At 60.4% G+C, this 19167-nt stretch carries 20 protein-coding genes; 4 read left to right on the top strand and 16 right to left on the bottom strand.

The features are described from left to right. Positions 1 to 3: 3 nt before the first annotated feature. The 4 genes from EZV60_RS13775 to EZV60_RS13760 all read left to right on the top strand — a co-directional run bounded on the left by EZV60_RS13775 (position 4) and on the right by EZV60_RS13760 (position 3399). Positions 4 to 1059, top strand: coding sequence for an LLM class flavin-dependent oxidoreductase (locus EZV60_RS13775; RefSeq protein ID WP_135506179.1), 1056 nt, complete (start codon positions 4 to 6; stop codon positions 1057 to 1059). Continuing rightward, complete coding sequence (locus EZV60_RS13770; protein WP_245306306.1) at positions 1049 to 1657, top strand: amino acid synthesis family protein; 609 nt, start codon at positions 1049 to 1051, stop codon at positions 1655 to 1657. Before EZV60_RS13775 ends, EZV60_RS13770 begins: the two co-directional genes overlap by 11 nt. Beyond that, on the top strand, positions 1657 to 2451 hold the full coding sequence (locus tag EZV60_RS13765) for an alpha/beta fold hydrolase (protein WP_135506178.1): 795 nt from the start codon (positions 1657 to 1659) through the stop codon (positions 2449 to 2451). The genes EZV60_RS13770 and EZV60_RS13765 overlap by 1 nt, the downstream gene beginning before the upstream one ends. A gap of 216 nt (positions 2452 to 2667) precedes the next feature. After that, on the top strand, positions 2668 to 3399 hold the full coding sequence (locus EZV60_RS13760; RefSeq protein WP_135506177.1) for a Crp/Fnr family transcriptional regulator: 732 nt from the start codon (positions 2668 to 2670) through the stop codon (positions 3397 to 3399). A gap of 304 nt (positions 3400 to 3703) precedes the next feature. On the opposite strand, the gene argE is transcribed toward EZV60_RS13760, so the two are convergent. The 16 genes from argE to EZV60_RS13680 all read right to left on the bottom strand — a co-directional run bounded on the left by argE (position 3704) and on the right by EZV60_RS13680 (position 19166). Beyond that, positions 3704 to 4918, bottom strand: coding sequence for an acetylornithine deacetylase (gene argE / locus EZV60_RS13755; RefSeq protein WP_135506176.1), 1215 nt, complete (start codon positions 4916 to 4918; stop codon positions 3704 to 3706). Further along, positions 4915 to 5841, bottom strand: a complete 927-nt coding sequence (locus EZV60_RS13750; RefSeq protein WP_135506175.1) for a LysR family transcriptional regulator — start codon at positions 5839 to 5841, stop codon at positions 4915 to 4917. The genes argE and EZV60_RS13750 overlap by 4 nt, the downstream gene beginning before the upstream one ends. A 60-nt stretch (positions 5842 to 5901) precedes the next feature. Then, positions 5902 to 6576 (bottom strand): DUF1028 domain-containing protein, encoded by a 675-nt coding sequence (locus EZV60_RS13745; protein WP_135506174.1) that lies wholly within the window; start codon positions 6574 to 6576, stop codon positions 5902 to 5904. A gap of 28 nt (positions 6577 to 6604) precedes the next feature. Further along, the gene (locus EZV60_RS13740) at positions 6605 to 7021 is read right to left on the bottom strand and encodes a RidA family protein (RefSeq protein ID WP_135506173.1); all 417 of its coding nucleotides are present in this window, start codon (positions 7019 to 7021) and stop codon (positions 6605 to 6607) included. Positions 7022 to 7069: 48 nt separating this feature from the next. After that, positions 7070 to 8068 (bottom strand): NAD(P)H-quinone oxidoreductase, encoded by a 999-nt coding sequence (locus EZV60_RS13735; RefSeq protein WP_135506172.1) that lies wholly within the window; start codon positions 8066 to 8068, stop codon positions 7070 to 7072. Further along, entirely contained in the window at positions 8065 to 9135 is a 1071-nt protein-coding gene (locus EZV60_RS13730) for an ABC transporter ATP-binding protein (protein ID WP_210115095.1), read from the bottom strand. The genes EZV60_RS13735 and EZV60_RS13730 overlap by 4 nt, the downstream gene beginning before the upstream one ends. 43 nt (positions 9136 to 9178) lie before the next feature. Beyond that, positions 9179 to 9988 carry an ABC transporter permease gene (locus tag EZV60_RS13725; RefSeq protein ID WP_135506170.1) on the bottom strand — a complete coding sequence of 270 codons (810 nt, stop codon included), beginning with the start codon at positions 9986 to 9988 and terminating at the stop codon, positions 9179 to 9181. Between the two features lies 1 nt (position 9989). Beyond that, positions 9990 to 10841, bottom strand: coding sequence for an ABC transporter permease (locus EZV60_RS13720; RefSeq protein ID WP_135506169.1), 852 nt, complete (start codon positions 10839 to 10841; stop codon positions 9990 to 9992). Positions 10842 to 10901: 60 nt separating this feature from the next. Further along, positions 10902 to 11927 (bottom strand): polyamine ABC transporter substrate-binding protein, encoded by a 1026-nt coding sequence (locus tag EZV60_RS13715; RefSeq protein ID WP_135506168.1) that lies wholly within the window; start codon positions 11925 to 11927, stop codon positions 10902 to 10904. Positions 11928 to 12369: 442 nt separating this feature from the next. Then, complete coding sequence (locus tag EZV60_RS13710; protein ID WP_135506167.1) at positions 12370 to 13305, bottom strand: 2-hydroxyacid dehydrogenase; 936 nt, start codon at positions 13303 to 13305, stop codon at positions 12370 to 12372. After that, complete coding sequence (locus EZV60_RS13705; RefSeq protein ID WP_245306305.1) at positions 13302 to 13748, bottom strand: type II 3-dehydroquinate dehydratase; 447 nt, start codon at positions 13746 to 13748, stop codon at positions 13302 to 13304. Before EZV60_RS13705 ends, EZV60_RS13710 begins: the two co-directional genes overlap by 4 nt. A 68-nt stretch (positions 13749 to 13816) precedes the next feature. Next, positions 13817 to 15115 carry a flavin-containing monooxygenase gene (locus EZV60_RS13700; RefSeq protein WP_135506166.1) on the bottom strand — a complete coding sequence of 433 codons (1299 nt, stop codon included), beginning with the start codon at positions 15113 to 15115 and terminating at the stop codon, positions 13817 to 13819. A 610-nt stretch (positions 15116 to 15725) separates the two neighbouring features. Next, a complete protein-coding gene (locus tag EZV60_RS13695; RefSeq protein ID WP_135506165.1) occupies positions 15726 to 16016 on the bottom strand; it encodes a hypothetical protein in 291 nt (96 codons plus the stop codon). Positions 16017 to 16122: 106 nt separating this feature from the next. Next, the gene (locus tag EZV60_RS13690) at positions 16123 to 16368 is read right to left on the bottom strand and encodes a MoaD/ThiS family protein (RefSeq protein WP_135506164.1); all 246 of its coding nucleotides are present in this window, start codon (positions 16366 to 16368) and stop codon (positions 16123 to 16125) included. A 66-nt stretch (positions 16369 to 16434) separates the two neighbouring features. Then, the gene (locus EZV60_RS13685; protein WP_135506163.1) at positions 16435 to 18687 is read right to left on the bottom strand and encodes a xanthine dehydrogenase family protein molybdopterin-binding subunit; all 2253 of its coding nucleotides are present in this window, start codon (positions 18685 to 18687) and stop codon (positions 16435 to 16437) included. Then, positions 18687 to 19166 (bottom strand): (2Fe-2S)-binding protein, encoded by a 480-nt coding sequence (locus EZV60_RS13680; protein ID WP_135506162.1) that lies wholly within the window; start codon positions 19164 to 19166, stop codon positions 18687 to 18689. The genes EZV60_RS13685 and EZV60_RS13680 overlap by 1 nt, the downstream gene beginning before the upstream one ends. Between the last annotated feature and the right edge of the window lies 1 nt (position 19167).

Below are 19167 nucleotides of genomic sequence, written 5' to 3'. Positions count from 1 at the left end.
GCCATGAAATTTCATCTTGCCATCAATCTTGAGCGCATGAACCCCGCCACGGACATGAAAGCGGTTCGGGATCACACGCTTGAGATGGTGAAAATGGCCGACGCGGCCGGCTTCGAAATCGTCTGGGCGGCAGAGCACCATGCGCTGGAAATGACAATCGCGCCCAACCCGTTCCAGATCCTTGGCTGGTGGGCGGAACATGCCAAACGCATCCGGCTGGGCGTCGGTGTGGTGAACGCGGCCTATTGGCATCCGATCAATCTCGCAGGCGAGGCGGCGATGCTGGACCTGCTGAGCGACGGTCGGCTTGAGTTTGGGATCGGGTCCGGGGCCTATCAGCGCGAATTCGATCGTATGAAGCCGGGATTGGATCAGCGCGACAGTTGGCGTTACATGCAAGAGGCACTGCCGGTGGTGCGAAAGCTCTGGACAGGCGACTATGCCCATGACGGAGAGTACTGGCAGTTCCCGACCTCGACCTCCTGTCCGAAACCTCTGCAGAAAGAGGTGCCGATCTGGGTCGCGGCCCGCGCGCCCATCACGTTCGATTACGCCGTGGCGGAAGGCTGCAATATTCTGAGCTGGCCGCTGACCATGCCGATGAGCGAGGCCGAAACCTATCGGAGGCGGCTGGATGACGCCATCAGCCGGCACGGCCCGTTCCGCGGCAACTGGGCAATGATGCGCCACGCGGCGGTCTACGATACAGAAGATGACCGGCAGGACGCGTTGGCCGCGATCCGCCATGTGCTGGGTCAGTTCGGCAATCTGATGATGCAGAAAGGCGATGTCAAAAACGGTTTTCCTGACCAAGTCCCCTTGGAAGAACTGGACGGCAACGCGCGGGTCGACCCCGGCATGCTGGAAGAGAACCTGATGTTCGGTTCGCCGGAACAGGTTGTCGCAAAACTGAAGCTTTATCAGGACCTTGGTGTCGATGCCTTCGTTTACTATGCATCTATGGGTATGGACATGGAGCAGCAAAAACGCAGTCTTCGTCTTTTTATCGACCGCGTCATGCCGGAATTTGCGCAAAGAGAGATGGCCCGTGCCGGATAACGCCGAGGTCGAAATCCGCCGCACTCTGAGCCATGTGCAAACCACCTATGTGGAAGGTTGGCAGAGCGTGGATCGTCCAACCCGGCTGATTGCGGCGCTGGCCATCATCCGCAATCCGTGGTTCGGCAGGGGCCATGTTGCAGACTTGCGGCCCGAAATTCGCAGTCACGGTCCCGTGCTGGGGCAGGTTCTGACAGACATCATACTCGAGGCAAGCGGCGGACAGATCGAGGGCTACGGAAAAGCCTCGCTCGTGGGCATGGGCGGAGAACAGGAACACGGGCAGGCGCTCACGCATACGCTCTGGTTCGGCAACCGCTACCGCGAGGCGGTGTCTGCGAAATCCTACATGGTCTTTGCCAACACGCGCGGTGGGGCGGGGACGTCGCTGGTCATTCCGCTGATGGACAAGGATGACGGCTCAAGGCGGTCGCATTATCAGACCATCCACCTCTCGATCCCCGACGCCCCGGCCGAGGATGAGATCGTTATTGCGTTGGGGGCCTCGATCGGCGGGCATCCCAATCACCGGATCGGCGACCGCCATGCCGATCTGAAAGAGATGGGACACTCACTCGACAATCCGGCCGGGGTCTGATGGCGCACGCGCGCGACGGCACGGCCTATGACCTCACCGGCCCAAAGGACGCGCCCTGCGTCGTGCTGATCCACGGTCTGGGCCTCTCGCGCCGCGTCACATGGGACGCGTTTGTGCCACGCCTCTCCGACCGCTTCCGCGTGCTCAGCTATGATCTGCCCGGTCACGGCAAGAGCGCGCCGGTTGCCGGAGAGATCACGCTGACGCGCCTCTCCGCGCAGCTCATCGGCCTGATGGATGAGCTGGGTCTCGCGCGTGCCGCCCTCATCGGCTTCTCGCTCGGCGGCATGATCAACCGGCGCGTGGCGATGGACAACCCGGATCGCGTGCAGGCCCTCGCGATCCTCAATTCCCCGCACGAGCGCGACGCCGAGCGCCAGCGCCTGATGGAAGAGGCCGCGCGTCAGAGTGCCGAAGGCGGCCCGGCAGCCACGCTCGATGCCGCGCTGGAGCGGTGGTTCACACCGGAGTTTCGTGCGACCGAGACCGAAACCGTGGCGCGCGTGCGCGAGACCGTTCTCGCCTGCGAGCCGGCAAGCTACGCCGCGCATCGCTACGTCCTCGCCGCCGGCGTGACCGAGCTGATCCGCCCCGACCCGCCGATCCCGCACCCGGCGCTGGTCATGACCTGCGAACACGATCCCGGATCGACACCCGCCATGAGCCGGGCCATCGGGTCAGAAATGCCGCGCGCCGAGGTTCGGATCGTGCCGGGCCTGCGTCACCTTGGTCTGATAGAGGCGCCGCAGGCCTTCCTAGATCCGGTCCTCGCGTTCATCGATCGACTCGAATAGCGGCGCAAGATTTTGGTGATGTCCGCAATCCGTGTTGGTCCGCTCTGCGGACAAACCGGTCGCTGCTTTCCAGCGTGCTTCGTTGGGAAGACAGCTGGTTTGCGGACAACAGAGATAATCCGGTTCGACCCTTCAGCCCTATCTAGAATTGAAGCATCAAGTCCAATACACTTTTTTGACTCATTGCGCCCAAACGAAGTCACCCAGAACGATTATATGGAAGACCTGAATTTATCCGATTTTCTTGTTCTCGCCGCTGCCGGGATGTTCGTCCTTGGATATCTCATAATCAACCAGATCATGCTCCGCACCATGCTACTCATTGGGACGATGCTCTATATCTGGTACTACGCGGTGGTCGATGAAACGCCTTTATGGCCTGCCATTTGGGCAAGTGCTGCGACTGGGACTGCGAACATGATTGGCTTGCTCAGCCTGTTGTACCGCGGTTCAACTTGGGCGATACCCAATAAGTACAGGGACATATATGTCCAGTTCGACCTGCTGCCGCCGGGTGATTTCCGGAAATTAATGCGAGCGGCACACCGGGCCATGAAACCGGCTGGGTTTCAGCTGACGAGGGAAGGTAGCCGCGTCAACACGCTCTACTATGTCATCGACGGTGAAGTTGAAGTCGCAAAATCCGGCAGCCGCTTCTCCATTCCGGAAGGAATTTTTGTCGGCGAAGTCGCCTATCTGACTGGCAACCGTGCTTCGGCCTCGACCTATCTGACGCGAGACAGCGATGTACTGGAATGGGAAGTTGCCATGCTGAAACAGCGTGCCGCGCGAGACCCGAGATTCCGATTGGCGATGGACGCAATGATTTCTCTGGATCTTGCCGGTAAGGTCTCGCGCGCGGGGTCTCCCGTACAATTACAAAAGGGGGCAAAGCTAAATGCCGATACAGTCTCGCCTCTGGCGGCAGTGAACGCGATGGACGCCTGATTTGGGCATATCGACGTGCAAGCATCGGAAAAATAATTCAATGCGCGCTACGGGCTCTTTTCGGCCATCTGAGTGTTTTCATCGGATGACCGGACAATGATCCAGAGCACACGGTGCACTCGCAAGTCGCAACCGGCTGGAACTCCGCGCAGAGGGTCGTCGCCGGTTAGCAGGTTGTCTTTCACCTGGCGGGTGGTGCTGATCAGCCAAACCGGGGCGCTTCAGACAGCTCCGGCACGCGGGTGTGAGCCATTTGACGATCGCACGATGATTGGAAGATCAACTGGCCCGCAGTATCGGTGTTTCAGGCGCGTCCGGTCGAGGAGATCAGATCCTCTGTTTCGCCCTGCTCAAGTGCATCCGTCAAAGCCGAGAGTAGACGGGCACACTCCTCAAGTTGTGTTTCTTCAACGTATTCGTCGGGCTTGTGTCCCTGCGCCATATGGCCAGGGCCGCAGATCAGGGTCGGGACGCCCAGCCTTTGCTGATACAAACCGCCTTCCGTCCCGAACGCTACCTTGATCAGCGGATCGCGCCGTCCAAGAAGCTCTTGGATAACCGAGACAAAAGATGCATCCGGTGGCGTCTCAAGACCGGGATAGCCCGAGATCTCCTCGATTTCGATCCGCGCATCGGGAAAGCGGTTCCGATGCGCGGCCGCGATGGCCTCTGCATCTGCCTCTATATGGCCAAGAATTTCGTCCGGGTCGTCCGTGGCTAGGTTGCGGATCTCAAAATCGAGCTGACAGGTGTTCGGAACGATGTTCAGCGCCGTGCCGCCCTGCATCATGCCGACATGAACCGTCGAATAGGGGATTTCGTAGGCGTCGTCGCGGCTGCCGTTGACGCGTAAATCTTCCTGCCGCACCTGTAGCCGCTCAACAAGGGCCGCCCCCATATGCAGCGCGTTCAAGGCGTTTGGGGCGAGCGCAGAATGCCCCTCCTGACCGTGGCAACAGGCGCGCAAGCCTCTCTTGCCCTTGTGGCCGATGGCGACCTGCATCCCGGTCGGCTCTCCGATCAGGCAAAGCGCGGGGCGAAAGGGTCTCGCCGCAAGCGCATCGAGCATTCCCCGAACGCCGAGGCATCCGATCTCCTCGTCATAGGAAATCGCCAGATGCAAAGGCGCGCAAAGGTCGCGCTCTGCGGCGTTGAGAATGGCGTGGATCGCGACGCTGAGAAAACCTTTCATATCGGCTGTCCCGCGCCCGTAGAGCCGCCCGTTCTTGCGGGTCATGACGAAGGGATCGTTGGTCCAATTCTGGCCTTCGACCGGCACCACGTCGCAATGCCCGGACAGCACGACACCGCCTGACCTCTCGGGACCGACGCTTGCCCAAAGATTGGCGCGGGTGCCATCGTCGCTCTGAAAACGCTCAAGCCGCGCGCCAACCGGCCTTAGGAGGCCCTCGACATAGTCCAGAAGCTCGAGGTTCGACTGCCGCGACAGGGTCGGGAAGGCAATCAATCTGTCGAGGACCGACAGAGGATCCGTAGAGGGCTCAGCCGCCTGGCTCATCGCGCCAGCCCAGGCAGTGCATCGGCGTCCGCCGCCTCGTGGCAATGCTCGATGAACGCTTCGATCGTGCGCGAAATATGGGCCGCGCGGGATGTGGCGATCCCAAGCTGAAGGGGAGCGACCTTCGTCTGCAACGGGATGAACTTCAGCTGTTTGCCGTCCATCGAATATTCGGACACAGTCCGCATGTTGCAGATACCGAACCCGAACCCGTTGGCGACAAGACTGCGCTGCACCGCGATTTCCGAGGTTCTCTCGGCGATCCGCGGGCGTCGTCCGGCCGCCCGGAAGAACGACATGAAATAGTCGGAACTGTGCGGCATATCGAGCAGGACCATCTCGTGAGAGATCAGATCGTCGACTGTGATTTCCGATCGGCCTGCCAGCGGATGGTTCACATCGACCATCACATAAGGTGGCAGGGTCCGAAGCGGCTGGAATTCGATATCGCTGGGGATCGACATGTCATAGGTGAGCGCCACGTCGATACGCGCCGAACCGAGGGCGTCGAAAATCTGGGCCTGATCCAGTTCGATCTGGCTGAAGTCGACGCTCGCATGCTTGTCCTGAAAACTGCGCCGTAGCTGAGGCACGATCAATTGGACGAAGGTCTTGAGACACCCGACGCGCAGCGATCCGCACACGCTTTTCGTGTAGATATGCGCGAGATCGTTAAGTTTGTCGGCGGCCTCCAAAACCGCACGGGCCTGTTCGATGAACCGCTCGCCGGTCGGGGTCAGGACAGATCCATGCGCGTGCCGGCGGGTGAAAAGCTGCACGCCGAACCCCGCCTCAAGCTGGGCGATGGCCGAGGACATCGACGGCGCGGTCACGTTCACCTTCTCAGAGGCAAGCGCAATGCTTCCGGCTTCGCCGACTGCGATGAAGTATTCCAGTTGTCGCAAGGTGAACCTGAGTGGCATCGCAAAACCTCGATTTCACGCCTCTGTCGGGCGGCCAAAGGTACGTTTGCCAAAGTCTAGTCAGTCATCCCCGGGAACGCCATAGGACGGCGCCTTGCGCGGATCGAGCGCGCGCGTGACGTAATCGGCCATCTGCGGTTCGTAGACCTGCCAGGCGGTTTCGAGCGCGGTGATCGGACAATCCTCGGTCCAGTCGATCCGCAATTCCGCCAGAGGCCAGATCTGATCGTCGACCACCAAAAGGCCGGCAGAGTGCACCGGCCCGGCCTCGCCGCCGGCATCAAGCCCGGCACGCAGCGCGCCCACCAGCCTTGCGCCGAGATGTCCGGAACTGCCGGAAAAGTGCTTGATCATCGCCTCGGGCACACCGGCATCGGAAAGAAGATTGCCCGCCGCCGCAGCGTCATGCGCCTCCGCCTCGGACCACATCCCCAGAACCTGGGAGCCCGAGTAGATTGCGCTTTCCCCCGATTTTCCCACCGCGAGAACCTGCCTGTACGCCATATGCGCGTTGCTGCGTTCGACGATGGACAAGGCCTCTGACGCACTTGCGCCGCGCTCCATCAGGTCGAGCGTATGCGGCCCGAGCCGGGGATCGGTGACGTTCTGCGTTGCTACTGCGCCCACTTGTGCGCGCGCAAAAGAACAGCGTGCCGCGACCGCTGGCGAGGACGAGGAAATCGCGACCCCGAACATGCCGGTTTTCGGGCAATGCCCAATAATTGAAAAAGTCATTTCTCCTCCTTGTGCCTCGCACCGTGGTTCAGTCGTCGATAATTGCCGTGGCGTCGATCTCCACCAGCCACTCGGGCCGCGCGAGCGCGACGACAACCAGCCCGGTGCAGACCGGGTGTACGCCCTTGATGTACTCGCCCATGGTGCGATAGACCGCCTCGCGATGGCGCACGTCCGTCAGATAGACCACCAGCTTGGTCACGTGATCCATCCTGCCGCCACACTCCTCAACAAGCTGCCTGATATTCTGCATCACCTTGTGCGTCTGCTCGACCGGATCACTGCTGGTGATGTTCTCGGCTGTATCGAGATCCTGCGGGCACTGGCCACGCAGAAATACGATCCGCCCGCCTTCGGCAACCACAGCCTGCGCAAGGTCGTTGTCGAGGTTCTGCTCGGGGTAGGTGTCCTTCGTATTGAATTTCCGGTGACGGGTATGTGCCATGGCTTTGGTCTTTCTGTTCAGGGGCGCGGGCGCGATCCCCGCGGGTGTTCAGGGCTGTTCATCGTGGATGCTGAGCGCGATCTTTCCGAAATTGTCACCGCTTTCCAAGAGCGTATGCGCGGCGGCGGCCTCGTCCAGCGTGAGAGTTCTCGAAAGGACCGGCCGAACCTTGTCCGGGCCAAGAAGCGGCAGAAGATGATGACGCACATCGCGGGCTATGGCAGCCTTTTCGGCGTCGCTCTTGGGGCGCAGGGTCGATGAAGTGAGCCACAGTCCTTTGCGCATCACCAGCCCCAGATCAACCGGCGCGACCATGCCGATCATGAAGGAAAGTCCGATATGTCGCCCGCCCGGTGCCATGCAGGCCAAATGCTTGTTGACCGCGTCGCCGCCCAGTATGTCGAGCACCACGTCGACGCCACGATCGTCTGTCAGGCGCAGCACCTCTGCGGTCAGGTCCGCCTTGCGATAATCGATGGCTGACACGTCCATCTCTTCAAGACGCGCGCATTTATCCGGGCCACCCGCCGTGACGATGACGTCCGCGCCCCACGTCTTGGCCAATTGCAGGCCGAGCGTGCCGATCCCGCTTGCGCCGCCCTCTAGCAATACGCGATCCCCCTTCCGCAAAGCGCCGCGGTCGAAGAGATTGTGCCAGAGCGTGAAAAGCCCTTCGGGCAGCACGGCGGCCTCTTGCAGGCTCAAACCTTCGGGGATTGGCAGGCATTGTTCAGCCTTGGCGATAACCTGTTCGGCATAACCGCCTGATTTGACAAGCGCCATGACGTGGTCACCCGTCGCCCATCCGTTCACGCCGTCGCCAACCGCGTCTATTTCGCCCGCGACTTCCAGTCCGAGGATGTCCGAGGCATCGGGCGGTGCCGGCAGCGCGCCCGAACGTTGCATGATGTCGGGCCGGTTCACGCCTGCTGCGCTCACACAGATGCGAACCTCGCCAGGTTCAGGCTCTGGCACGGGCCGTTCGACCAGTTGCAGAACCTCCGGCCCTCCGTTCGTTTCGGCGATTACGGCTTTCATGGATGTCATTCGGGACCGCCTTCCTTCGCATAAATCGCCGGGCCTCGCTGGGGCAGGGCAAGACCCACCTTCGTGCCCGCATCCTGCGCTTCGCCACATGGCACGCGCAGCATTACACGTCCGTCTTCCGAGGCCGGGCAATCCAGGTGAAGTTCCGCGTGGCTGCCCTGATAGACCGACAAGGCGACGGTAGCCGTGATTGCGCCCGGCTGATCCGGGGCGGTCAACGTGCACTGTTCGGGCCGCACGAAAAGCGTGACCGGACCGGGATCGGGCAGGTCGTCCTGATAGGTGTCCAGATCTAGCGTTGTGCCGCCCACACCGAGACGTGCGCCCTGCGCGGTTTTCCTGAGAAGATCGGCCGAGAACAAATTCGCATCTCCCACGAAGGTCGACACAAAGCGATTTTGCGGATGGTCGTAAATCTCGGTGGGTGTGCCTATCTGCCGGATGCTGCCACGGGACATGACCGCGATACGCTCCGACATGCTGAGAGCTTCGGTCTGGTCATGCGTGACAAACACCGTCGTCAGGCCAAGGCGTGACTGAATTTCCTTGAGTTCCACCTGCATCGCCGTGCGCAGATTGCGATCAAGCGCGGAGAATGGCTCGTCCAGAAGCAACACACGCGGACGGATCACCAGAGCGCGCGCGAGAGCGACGCGCTGTTGCTGTCCGCCTGACAGCTGCTTGGGACGTCGGTCGGCAAAGTCCTGAAGCTTCACCAGGTCCAGCGCCTCGCGAACACGCGTTTCGGTCTCGGCCTTGGAGATCCGCCGCGTACGAAGACCATAAGCAACGTTCTGCGTCACGCTCATATGCGGGAACAGCGCGTAGTTCTGAAAGACGATTCCGATCTCGCGCTGGTGCGGGGGCACTTGAGTGACAAGCTCATCATCGATGAAGATCTCACCCTTGTCGGCCTCCAGAAAGCCCGCGATCAGGTTCAGGATGGTGGTCTTGCCACAACCCGATGGGCCCAGCAGCGTCAGAAATTCACCCCGCCTGATCTTGAGCCAGACAGGCTCCAACGCGACGGTCTTGCCGAAGGATTTCGAGACGCCGTCGATTTTCACGGCGTGTTTTCCGAGGGTCCGGGATGGACCGTCGGCAGGAGGATCAGTCGACATTGAGAACCTTTTCGAGCCGGAAGAGCTTGTGAACTATGACAAGGGCCGTCGCGACCACGACCAGGTACATCACCGAGACCGCCGCGAGCGTGGGGTCTGCATATTCACGCACGTAGTCGTACATCGCCACGGGTAGGGTCTTGGTGCTTTGGTTGACAACGAAGAGCGAAGCGGTGAATTCATTGAACGACAGGATCGCGGCGAAAATCCCGCCCGAGATCAGCCCCGGTAAAAGCAGCGGCAGCGTAACCGTCCAGAGCACATGCACGGGCGTGCCGCCAAGGCTTTCGGCTGCCTGCTCATAGCGCCGTTCGAAATTGCGCAGGGATACATAAACCGACCGCGCGACGAAGGGCAGCACGATGATCACATGCGTCGCGACGACCAACCAGGTCGAGCGTGGCAGCGAGGCCGCTGCCGACAGGACAAGCAGGCCGAGACCGATGGTGAAGTTCGGAATGATGAGCGGCGACATGAGAACGCTGTTCAACAGCGCCTTGAACCTGAAATCATAACGATCGAGGACATAGGCGAACCCGGCTCCGGCGATCAGGGCCAGCGTTGCTCCGAAAGCGGCGATCTTCAGCGAGTTCACAAGCCCCAGGCCGAAATCACGGTACTCGAAGGCATTCACGTACCACTTGGTCGACCACGACCTCGGCGGAAAGCTGAGGATGGCGCTTTCGTTGAAGGAGGCAATGAAGACGACCACAAAAGGGAGCATCACGAAACCCAGAATGGCCGCGAGCAAGAGCCTGCCCGTCCAGTCGAGAACGCGGTCGAGAGGGGTCTTTCTCATCTCAATGCGCCCCCATCTGTTCGAGCCTTCGGATCCCGGTGTTGAAGATCGCCAGCACTGCGATGGTGAAGAGCAGTCCGACCAGCGACAACGACGCGGCAAGTGGGAAATTGAACGAGGCGAACCCGACCTGATAGACCAGTGTCGAGATCGTTTGCACCTTGCCGCCTCCGATCATCTGCGGCGTTGCAAAGGCAGAGAAGGTCCAAGCGAAGGACGTGGAGGTCGCAGCGACGATACCGGGAATCGAAAGCGGTAAGGTGACGGTGAGAAAGCATCTCACGCGCCCTGCGCCAAGCGAGGTGGCGGCGCGTTCGAGGTTTCGGTCGATATGCGACAACGCCGCGGCCAGCATCACGACGACGATCGGCAGCGTAAAATGAACCAGAGCGATCACCACACCGGTCATCGTGAACATGAAGTCGATGGGCCTGTCGATCAGATCCAGTTGGATCAGAGAGGCATTCAGGAACCCACGATTGCCCAGAACGATCATCCATGAATACGTCCGGACGATTTCCCCCAGAAAAAGCGGCGTGAGAGAGATCAGAAGGATTGCGCTGCGCAGGGCCAGAGACTTCGCACGGATCATCGCATAGGCAAGCGGATACCCGATCAGCAGCGTGAACACGGTCGTCCAGAAGCATAGCAGAACCGTGTTGAGGAACGCTTGGCCATACACCGCTTTCAAAAGCGTGGTGAAGTTTTCGAGGGTGAAGCCGCCGGGGTCGAGCGATCCCGGAACATGTGCGCGCAGGCTATATTGGACGATAGCCAGAAACGAGGCCGTTATCCCGAAAGCGATCAGGATCGACGGTGAGGCAAACCAGCCAAGAAAAGGGCGCTTGTTCATCGAACAGCCTGCTTCCCGGAAAAATGCGCCCCGGCAGAAACCACTGCCGGGGCAGGGCGTTTAGTTGCCGGACATCATGTTTTCAGAGAACCACTGGCGCCATTCAGCGGTCTTCTCTGCACGCAGTTCATGCGGGATGATGAGCGTCTGGGTTTCCCACTGTTCCGGCGTGGTAAAGATGCCGGGCAGAGAGGCAAGCTCTTCGGGCAGTTCCACGTTGGAAACGACTGGGCTGCCTTTTTTGATCTCGGCGATCTTGGCCTGCACCTCCGGGTCGAGGGCCGCGTTGATGAACTTGTAGGCAAGCTCTTTCTTGTCCGTGCCGGTCGTGATGCCCATGGTGTCGACACCCAGAACCGCGCCTTCCGACGGGATCGCGATTTCCACGTCCAGACCTTGCGACTTGATGTGGTAGGCATTCATTGAAAGCAGGATCTGCACCGGCGTTTCACCCGTCGACAGAAGCTGCTGAGAATTGGCATCGTTGGTGTAGAACGCCTTGAAGTTCGGCTTCAGCGCCAAAAGCTTGTCAGTCGCGTCGCGCCAGTTCTCGATGTCCACGCCTTCTAGCTTGGCCGACGCCGCAATGATATGAGAGGGATCGAAATCAGGCGCCGCCAGCATGCCTTCAAGCTCGGGCGACCAGAGGTCTTCCCAGCTGTCGAAATCAATGCCCTCGGGCACGTAATCCGGCAAATAGCCGATGGTGTAGACATAAGCCCAGGCCCCGATATGCGAGGGGCTGATCTTGGCCTGATCGACGAGGTATTCCGCGTTCGGGATCTGGGACATGTCCAGTTCCTCGAACAACCCGTCGTTATGATAGAGCCAGCCGATATGCGAGGTCGTGAAGGTCACGTCGCTTTCCGGCGTGTCGCGGCTCAGTTTCGCTTGGTTCAGCCGGTCAATGGTGCCGCCCGTGATGAACTCGACTTCGACACCGGTTTCCTCCGTGAACTTCGCGGCGATGGTGTCATCGATCAGATCTCGAAAACTTCCGCCCCAGCTGCTCACAATTAGCGTTTCGGAAAAGGCTGCTGGCGCGAGAAGGCTCAGCGCCGAGGCGGTCAGGAGGAGACGTTTCATGTGATTATCCTGTTGGTTGAGAGTTTATGTTTCGGCAACGGTTTGGAATGTTGCCGTAGGAGGACCGGACCTGATTGACCGTCCGGATGGTCCCCCGAGCCGCGTGACAGCGCGTGATCGGGGCTGGTCTCGAAAAGTCCTGTGCTGCTGACTTGTGTGATGGCGACGATGTCGGCTTGCCACCGGATGGCGCAATCCGTCTGGATGATCCGCTGCCTTTCCATGTCGCGCACATGGGTCTTTCCGATCTTCTTTTTCGCTATGCGAGGTCTTTGTGTGTTTCTAATCTTTCCTCTCAAAGGCCGATTGGCGGAGTCGCAAAAATCAAGGTTCTGCGTAGGCATTTCCATCCTATCCGACTATGCCTCTGTTTTTTCTTCATAAATATTGAGATCGGGCGTGTTGGTCGATAAATCGCAATCCCTGGTTGTTGGGTGTTTGCCTAATATCCGTGCACCCGCGAGACCGTGTTGGCGAGCGTGCCGCCGGTTTGTGCGGCACGGATGTTCGCGGCGATCTGCGGTGCCGCGCTCTTGGGCAGCGCGACCGAGGCCAGATGCGGTGTGATCAGCACCCCGGGCAGTGTCCACAGCGGATGATCCTCGGCGAGCGGCTCCGCTTCGAAGACGTCGAGCGTCGCACCCGACAGATGGCCGATGCGCAAGGCTTCGACTAGTGCGTCTTCATCCACAACTTCGCCACGTGACACGTTGATTAAAGACGCGCCGGGCTTCATCGCGGCGAACGCCGCTGCATCGAGGCGTTTCCGCGTGGCCTTGGTCAGGGGTAGCATGCTGACTACAATGTCCACTTTGCCGAGCAGGGTGAGGAGCGCATCGTCACCGTACTCTACCGTAACGCCGGGCAGGTCGCGGGCTCGGGTTGCCCAGCCGTAGGTTTGGAATCCCTGCCGCGCGACCTCGGTCGCGGCAAGCGCGCCAAGCTCGCCAAGCCCAAGGATCGCCACGGAAATCTCGGTTGCCGCACGCGGATGTTTGTAGGCCCACTCGCGCCGGGCCTGCGCCGCCTCGAAATAGGGGATGTCGCGCGCGTGCCGCAGCACGGAGAAGAGCACGAACCCCGCCATCATCTTGCCCATCTCGGGGTCGGATAACCGCGTGATCGGAACATCTGGCAGATCGTCCCGCGCCACGAGCCGATCCACACCAGCGCCAAGATTTATCACAAGCTCAAGGTTGGGGAACCTTGCGAAGAACCCATCGGGAGGCATCCAGACAAGCGCGAAGCGTACGCTTTCTGGGTCAGTGACCTTGTCCGCGTTCTCGATCTTCACGGTGTCGCCCAAATGAGGCGCAAGCGCATCGCGCCACGCTTCAAACGGATCCGGGCCGCTGTAGAAAACGAGCGTGTCGGTCATGCCGCGTCGTCTGCGAGCATCGATTGCATCGCCGTCAGCCCAAGCAGGTAGCCCTGCAAGCCCAGCCCGGCAATCACGCCCGTCGCCGCCTTGGAAATATAAGAGTGATGACGGAACGGCTCGCGCTTCCAGATATTGCTCATGTGGCACTCGATGATCGGACCATCGAACGCCAGAAGCGCATCCAGAATGGCAACCGAGGTATAGCTCAGCCCCGCGCCGTTGATCATCAGCCCGTCACAGGTCTGCCGCGCCTCCTGAATCCAGTCGACCAGCACGCCCTCGTGGTTCGACTGCCGGAAATCCAGCTTGAAGCCCAAGGCCTCGGCGCGTGCGATGCAGGCCGCCTCTATCTGGGGAAAGCTGTCCGTGCCATAGGTGCCGTTCGGGTCGAGACCGTAGAGATTGGCATTGGGTCCGTTGAGAAACATGACTGTTTTCAAGGTTATCTCCTTAAAACGGAACGCGGCGTCGATCCCGTGATGTCAGGGCAAGGGGCGTTGCATGAGGCCTAGGATGCCGCTGCCCCGCGCTGCATCGGAATGTCGTTCTGCGCCTCATACGGTTTTTCATAGCTCACGTAATTTCGCTGCACGCCGATATGCGTGGCGATGTACTTCGCATCGTACCAACAGCCGTAGATGAAAGAGGACGCGCGGTTCGTCAGTTCCGGAAGACCGAGAAAGTAGATGCCCTGTTCCGCGGAAATGCCCCGCTTGTGAAAAGGTGTCCCGTCTTCGTGAAACGCATCGACCTCAAGCCAGCTGAAGTCGAATTTGAATCCGGTCGCCCAGATGATCGTTCGGATCCCGGCCTGCGCTAGGTCAAGTTCGCGCAAGGGGTCCTTGATGCAATCCGGGTCGGGCAGAATGTCCCACGCCTCCGGTTCCGGCGGCAGGTCGATGCCGTTGCGCGCGACATAGGTATCGGCCTCGCTCAGCACTTCGAGATACGCCCGATCCCCTTCGCGTATGTTCTCCACAAGATCTCCGGCAAAGCGGACAACGCCGTTGTCATAGGCTTCGGTCTTGCCAAGCACGGTGATGCCCATATGACCGAGACGGCGAAAATCCACGGTCTTTCCACCGTCATAGCCACTGACAGCAAAGGCCACGTGCTTTTTCTTGGAATCCTTCCTGATCTCGTCCCATTTGCCGAGAACGCCCAGCCACCAGACATAGTCGCGCGCGCGGTAGGACCGCGGCGGCCGGTAGTGCTCTCCGATCGACAGGTAGACCTCGCGCCCGCTCTGCCGAAGCTCCTCGGCAATCTGACACCCCGACGCACCGCCGCCAACGACGAGGACCGCACCCTGTGCCAGTTGCTCAGGGTTCTTGTAATCCTTCGAGTGGATTTGAGAGACAGGTGCGGTGTCGGGCACCAGCCGGGGCCACGACGGCACTTGAAAAGGCCCCGTGGCCGCGACGACGCGCAGTGCCTCGAAATCCCCTTGAGAGGTCGTGACGATAAATCCGGGACGGCCTTCGCACCGGCGGACGCGCTTGACCTCGACGCCGGTGCGGATGGGCGCATCGACCATGCGCGCATAGTCCTCGAAATAGCGGGCCATGCGTTCTTTGGGTGGGAAGCTCTCCGGATCAACATCATCGAATTCGAGGTTCGGAAACCGGTCGTGCCAAGCCGGTCCGTTGGCGACCAGAGAATCCCAACGCTCCGAGCGCCAGCGTTCGGCGATCCGGTTGCGTTCCAGAACAATGTGTGGAACGCCAAGCTCTGTCAGGTGCTCACTCATCGCGATGCCGGACTGACCCGCGCCAACGATCAGCGTGTCGGTCTTTTCCGGTATCATTCTGTCACTCCAGTTTGCTTGTATACTTTGCGGATCGTCAGATAACCGCGCATTTGGCGCCCTGTTGAAAAAATGATGAGGTGATTGCCAAAGCCTTGAACATTAACCTGAACGGGCCGCTGAGCATAGGAAAGTAGAAAATTCCATGGCAAGGGACAGGAAAATTCAGGCAGCTACGCGCACCATGCCGTCAGTTGACCTGCCGTCGTGTCTGGCGACGGATGTTTCTGACCATTTTTGAGGCCGAGCCTTCGGTGTTCCGGATTGCCGGAGTTTCCGGGACAGCGGAGAGGCGGACGCTGCCGAGATCATCAGGCGGCGACCGATCCATTGGCCCGACAGGCCCTCAGCAAAAAAGATGTTGAACACCGGCACGAATATCAACGGAAAGCGGGTCGGGCATGGACTGACCTTCCTGAACAGGACGAATCAGAAAGCAAGCCCGCGGTGAATACCCTTCGATTCAACAGAAGCCGCAACCGCTTTGAGAAACGTGGTCGTACCACTTCGGATTTGTCCCGCAACTTGGACATCGATGCCGGAAAGTTCTCTGCATTCGAATGGATGTCCGCGTATCTTGCTGCATCACGGCTGACCTCACTAGTCGATTTTATGGCTGAATCTGCGAGCAATAGAAGCTGAGGACTTCCGCTTTGGGCTCGAAGCAGACCTCTGCGCGAACCGTATTTACGATGCGCGGACAAACTCCGCCGGGCACATACCCGCCATCCACACCTCCGGCCAAGACGTGCGCGCGACCGCCTGCTGCTGCGACCGTCTTGTCGCCTCTGGCGCCGTCGGAACAGAGCACGGTATCGCGGTCAGCGACGGTGAGAATGGAGAGCTGCCATCTGGAAAGTCGTCGCATAATCTTCAGCCCTTGCGTCCTGACATCTTCCATCTGGGGCACCTATACAGTTCGCGGACGCCACCGAAAATTTTGTACAAAATGGACAACGGCCCCAGAAAAGTTGCTGCATTTTGTACAAAATCGCGCGGCAGAGACCTCAGCCGCCCTTGAGGCGCGCCAGCAGCACGACCTCGCTGTCCTCCTCGATGGGTTGAAACCAGCTGTCGTTATAGACCCGCCCGTCGATGGACACCGACACGCCCCGCTCCAGCTGCGGCTTCAGCCCGGGATAGCTCTCTGCCAGCCCGTCAAGCAGTTCGCGCAGGTTCTTCGCCTCGATCTCGACCTCGCGCCGGTCCTCGGTGAATTGGCTCAAGGAGCCCCAGATCTTGACCTGAACCATGCGTGGTGCTTTCGGCAAAACGCGGGAAGGCCCCGGGTCAGGCCCGTGGCGCGCGCGGGGGGGTAACTAGCTGTTCTGGATGGACTTTAGGACTTTGGGTGGCGACATGGGCAGGTCGGTCATCCGCACGCCCGCGGCCTCTGACACGGCGTTGGCGATCGCCGCGAGCGGCGGCACGATGGAGGTCTCTCCGACGCCCCGCACGCCATAGGGGTGGCCCGGATTGGGGATTTCCAGAATGACCGTGTCGATCATTGGCAAATCCGAGGCGACGGGGATCCGATAGTCGAGGAACCCGGCATTCTGCAGGATCCCGTCCTCGCCATAGATGTATTCCTCGTTCAACGCCCAGCCGATGCCCTGCGTTGCACCGCCTTGAAACTGCCCTTCCACATAAGCCGGATGCACCGCCTTGCCCGCGTCCTGGAAGACCGTGTAACGCAGGATTTTGACCGCGCCGGTCTCGGGATCCACCTCGGTGTCCACCATATGGGTGGCAAAGCTCACGCCGGCGCCTTCCGGGTTGGCCTCGCAATGGCCGGCAATGGGCCCGCCGGTGTTTGAGGCAATCGCGGCGATCTCGGCCAGTGTCATTGGCGGGTGGGTGCCCGCGTTGGGGCCTGCCGGATGCGCGGCGCCGTCCTTCCATTCGACCGCCTCGGCGTCAATTCCCCAGACCATCGCGGCGCGCTTGCACATCTCGGCCTTCGCGGCGCGTGCAGCTTTGATCGTGGCCAGACCCACGGCAAAAGTCACACGGCTGCCATCGGTTACCTCGTTCTGACCAAGGCTGCCAGTGTCTGCCACAATTGTGCGGACCTTCTCATAGGGTATGCCCAGTTCTTCGGCGGCCATCATCGACATCGACGCACGAGAGCCGCCGATATCGGGGTTGCCCTCGGACACGGTGACCGTCCCGTCGGGAGTGACGTTCAGCGAAACGCATGTGTCACCGCCAAAGTTGAACCAGAAGCCGCAGGCCACGCCACGTCCCTGATTGGGACCAAGAGGTGCGGACCAATGCGGATGGTCCTTTGCCTTGCGCAGCGTCGCCTCAAGCCCAATGGCCGGGTAGGTCGGCCCGTAGGAGGCACGTGTGCCTTCGCGTGCGGCATTCTTCAAACGCACCTCGAGAGGGTCGAGACCAAAACCTTTGGCCAACTCGTCGATGGCACTCTCGACGGCAAAGGCCGCCATGGGCGCACCCGGAGCACGATAAGCGGCCTGCTTGGGCCGGTTGGTGACGATGTCCCAGCCGACCGTTTTTACATGTTCTAGATCGTAAGGCGCGAAAGCCGACATGGAGCCCATGTCGACTGGCGAGCCGGGATATGCCCCGCCCTGATACCGCAGTTCGGCAAAGGCGCCGGTGATGATGCCTTCTTTTGTCATGCCGATCCGCACATCCACCGAACTGGATGCGGTCGGTCCTGTCGCGCGCAGAACTTCCGAACGGCTCATGACCATCTTGACCGGGCGTGCCGATTTCTTGGCCAGCATCAGCGCGACGGGTTCAAGAAAAACGGTGGTCTTCCCCCCAAATCCGCCGCCGATTTCCGATGCGGTTACACGCAGCTGTCCCTGCGCGAGCCCGAGGATTTCGGCGCAGGTGTTGCGCACCATGTAGTGGCCTTGGGTACAGCACCAGAGATCCGCCTGCCCATCCGGTCCCATCTGCGCAAGACAGGCGTGCGGCTCGATATACCCTTGATGCGTCGCCTCGGTTTTGTAGCTGCGTTCCAGCACCCGGTCGGCTTGCGCTAGGCCCGCCTCAATATCGCCATGGCCGAATTCATAGCGCGCCATGATGTTCGGCGAAGAGCCTTCGGGTACGCTTTCATTGGCGCGGCCTGGATGCAACACCGGTGCGCCGGGCTTGATCGCCTCGTCGACATCGGTCACATGGTCGAGCCTTTCGTACTCGACCTTGATCGCCCTAAGCGCCTTGCGTGCGATATGCGTGGACGAGGCTGCAACGGCTGCCACTGCATGACCGTCATAGAGCACTTTTTCGCCCGCCATGCAGTTGTCGAGTACATCGCCAGTCCCGGAACCGGGTTCTAGTGAGGGAAAATCACGCCGCGTGACCACCGCATGCACGCCCTCCATCGCCTCGGCGGCGGAGACGTCTATACTCTTGATCTTCGCATGAGCATGAGGACTGCGCAGCACGAGGCCAGTCAGCATGCCGGGGGCCGAAATGTCGGCTCCGAACCTTGCGCGGCCGGTTACCTTGTCAATGCCGTCAGGCCGCAGCGGACGCGTGCCGACGACCTTGAACTGAATTGCTTCGTTGCTGGTCTTGCTGTCCAGTGCCATTACGAGGCCTCCCGCATGTCCGCCGCCGCATCCAGTACGGCGCGGATAATCTTGTCATAACCCGTGCAACGACAAAGGTTGCCTGCCAGCCAATAGCGTGTCTCTTCCTCGGTCGGGTCGGGGTTGTTTTCCAGCAGGGACTTCGCCGCGACAAGAATGCCCGGCGTGCAGATCCCGCACTGTAGCGCGGCGTGCTCGATGAATTTCTGCTGCAACGGGTGCAGTGCCTCGCCCTGCGCCATGCCCTCGATCGTGCCGATTTCGGTCCCTTCGGCTTCGGCCCCCAACACGAGACAGGAACAGACCAGCCGGCCGTTCACCGTGACCGAACAGGCACCGCAATCACCTGTGCCGCAGCCTTCCTTAGAACCGGTCATGCCAAGCTTGTCCCGAAGCACATCAAGCAGTGTTTCGTCGGGCTCGCAAAGGTACTCGACGGGATCGCCGTTGATCTTGGTGGTGACGTGAATTTTGCTCATG

This window comes from Roseovarius aestuariivivens (assembly GCF_004761875.1).
Lineage (GTDB): Bacteria > Pseudomonadota > Alphaproteobacteria > Rhodobacterales > Rhodobacteraceae > Roseovarius > Roseovarius aestuariivivens.
Note: the sequence above shows the minus strand (reverse complement) of the source record. Positions and strands in the feature narration are given on the sequence as shown.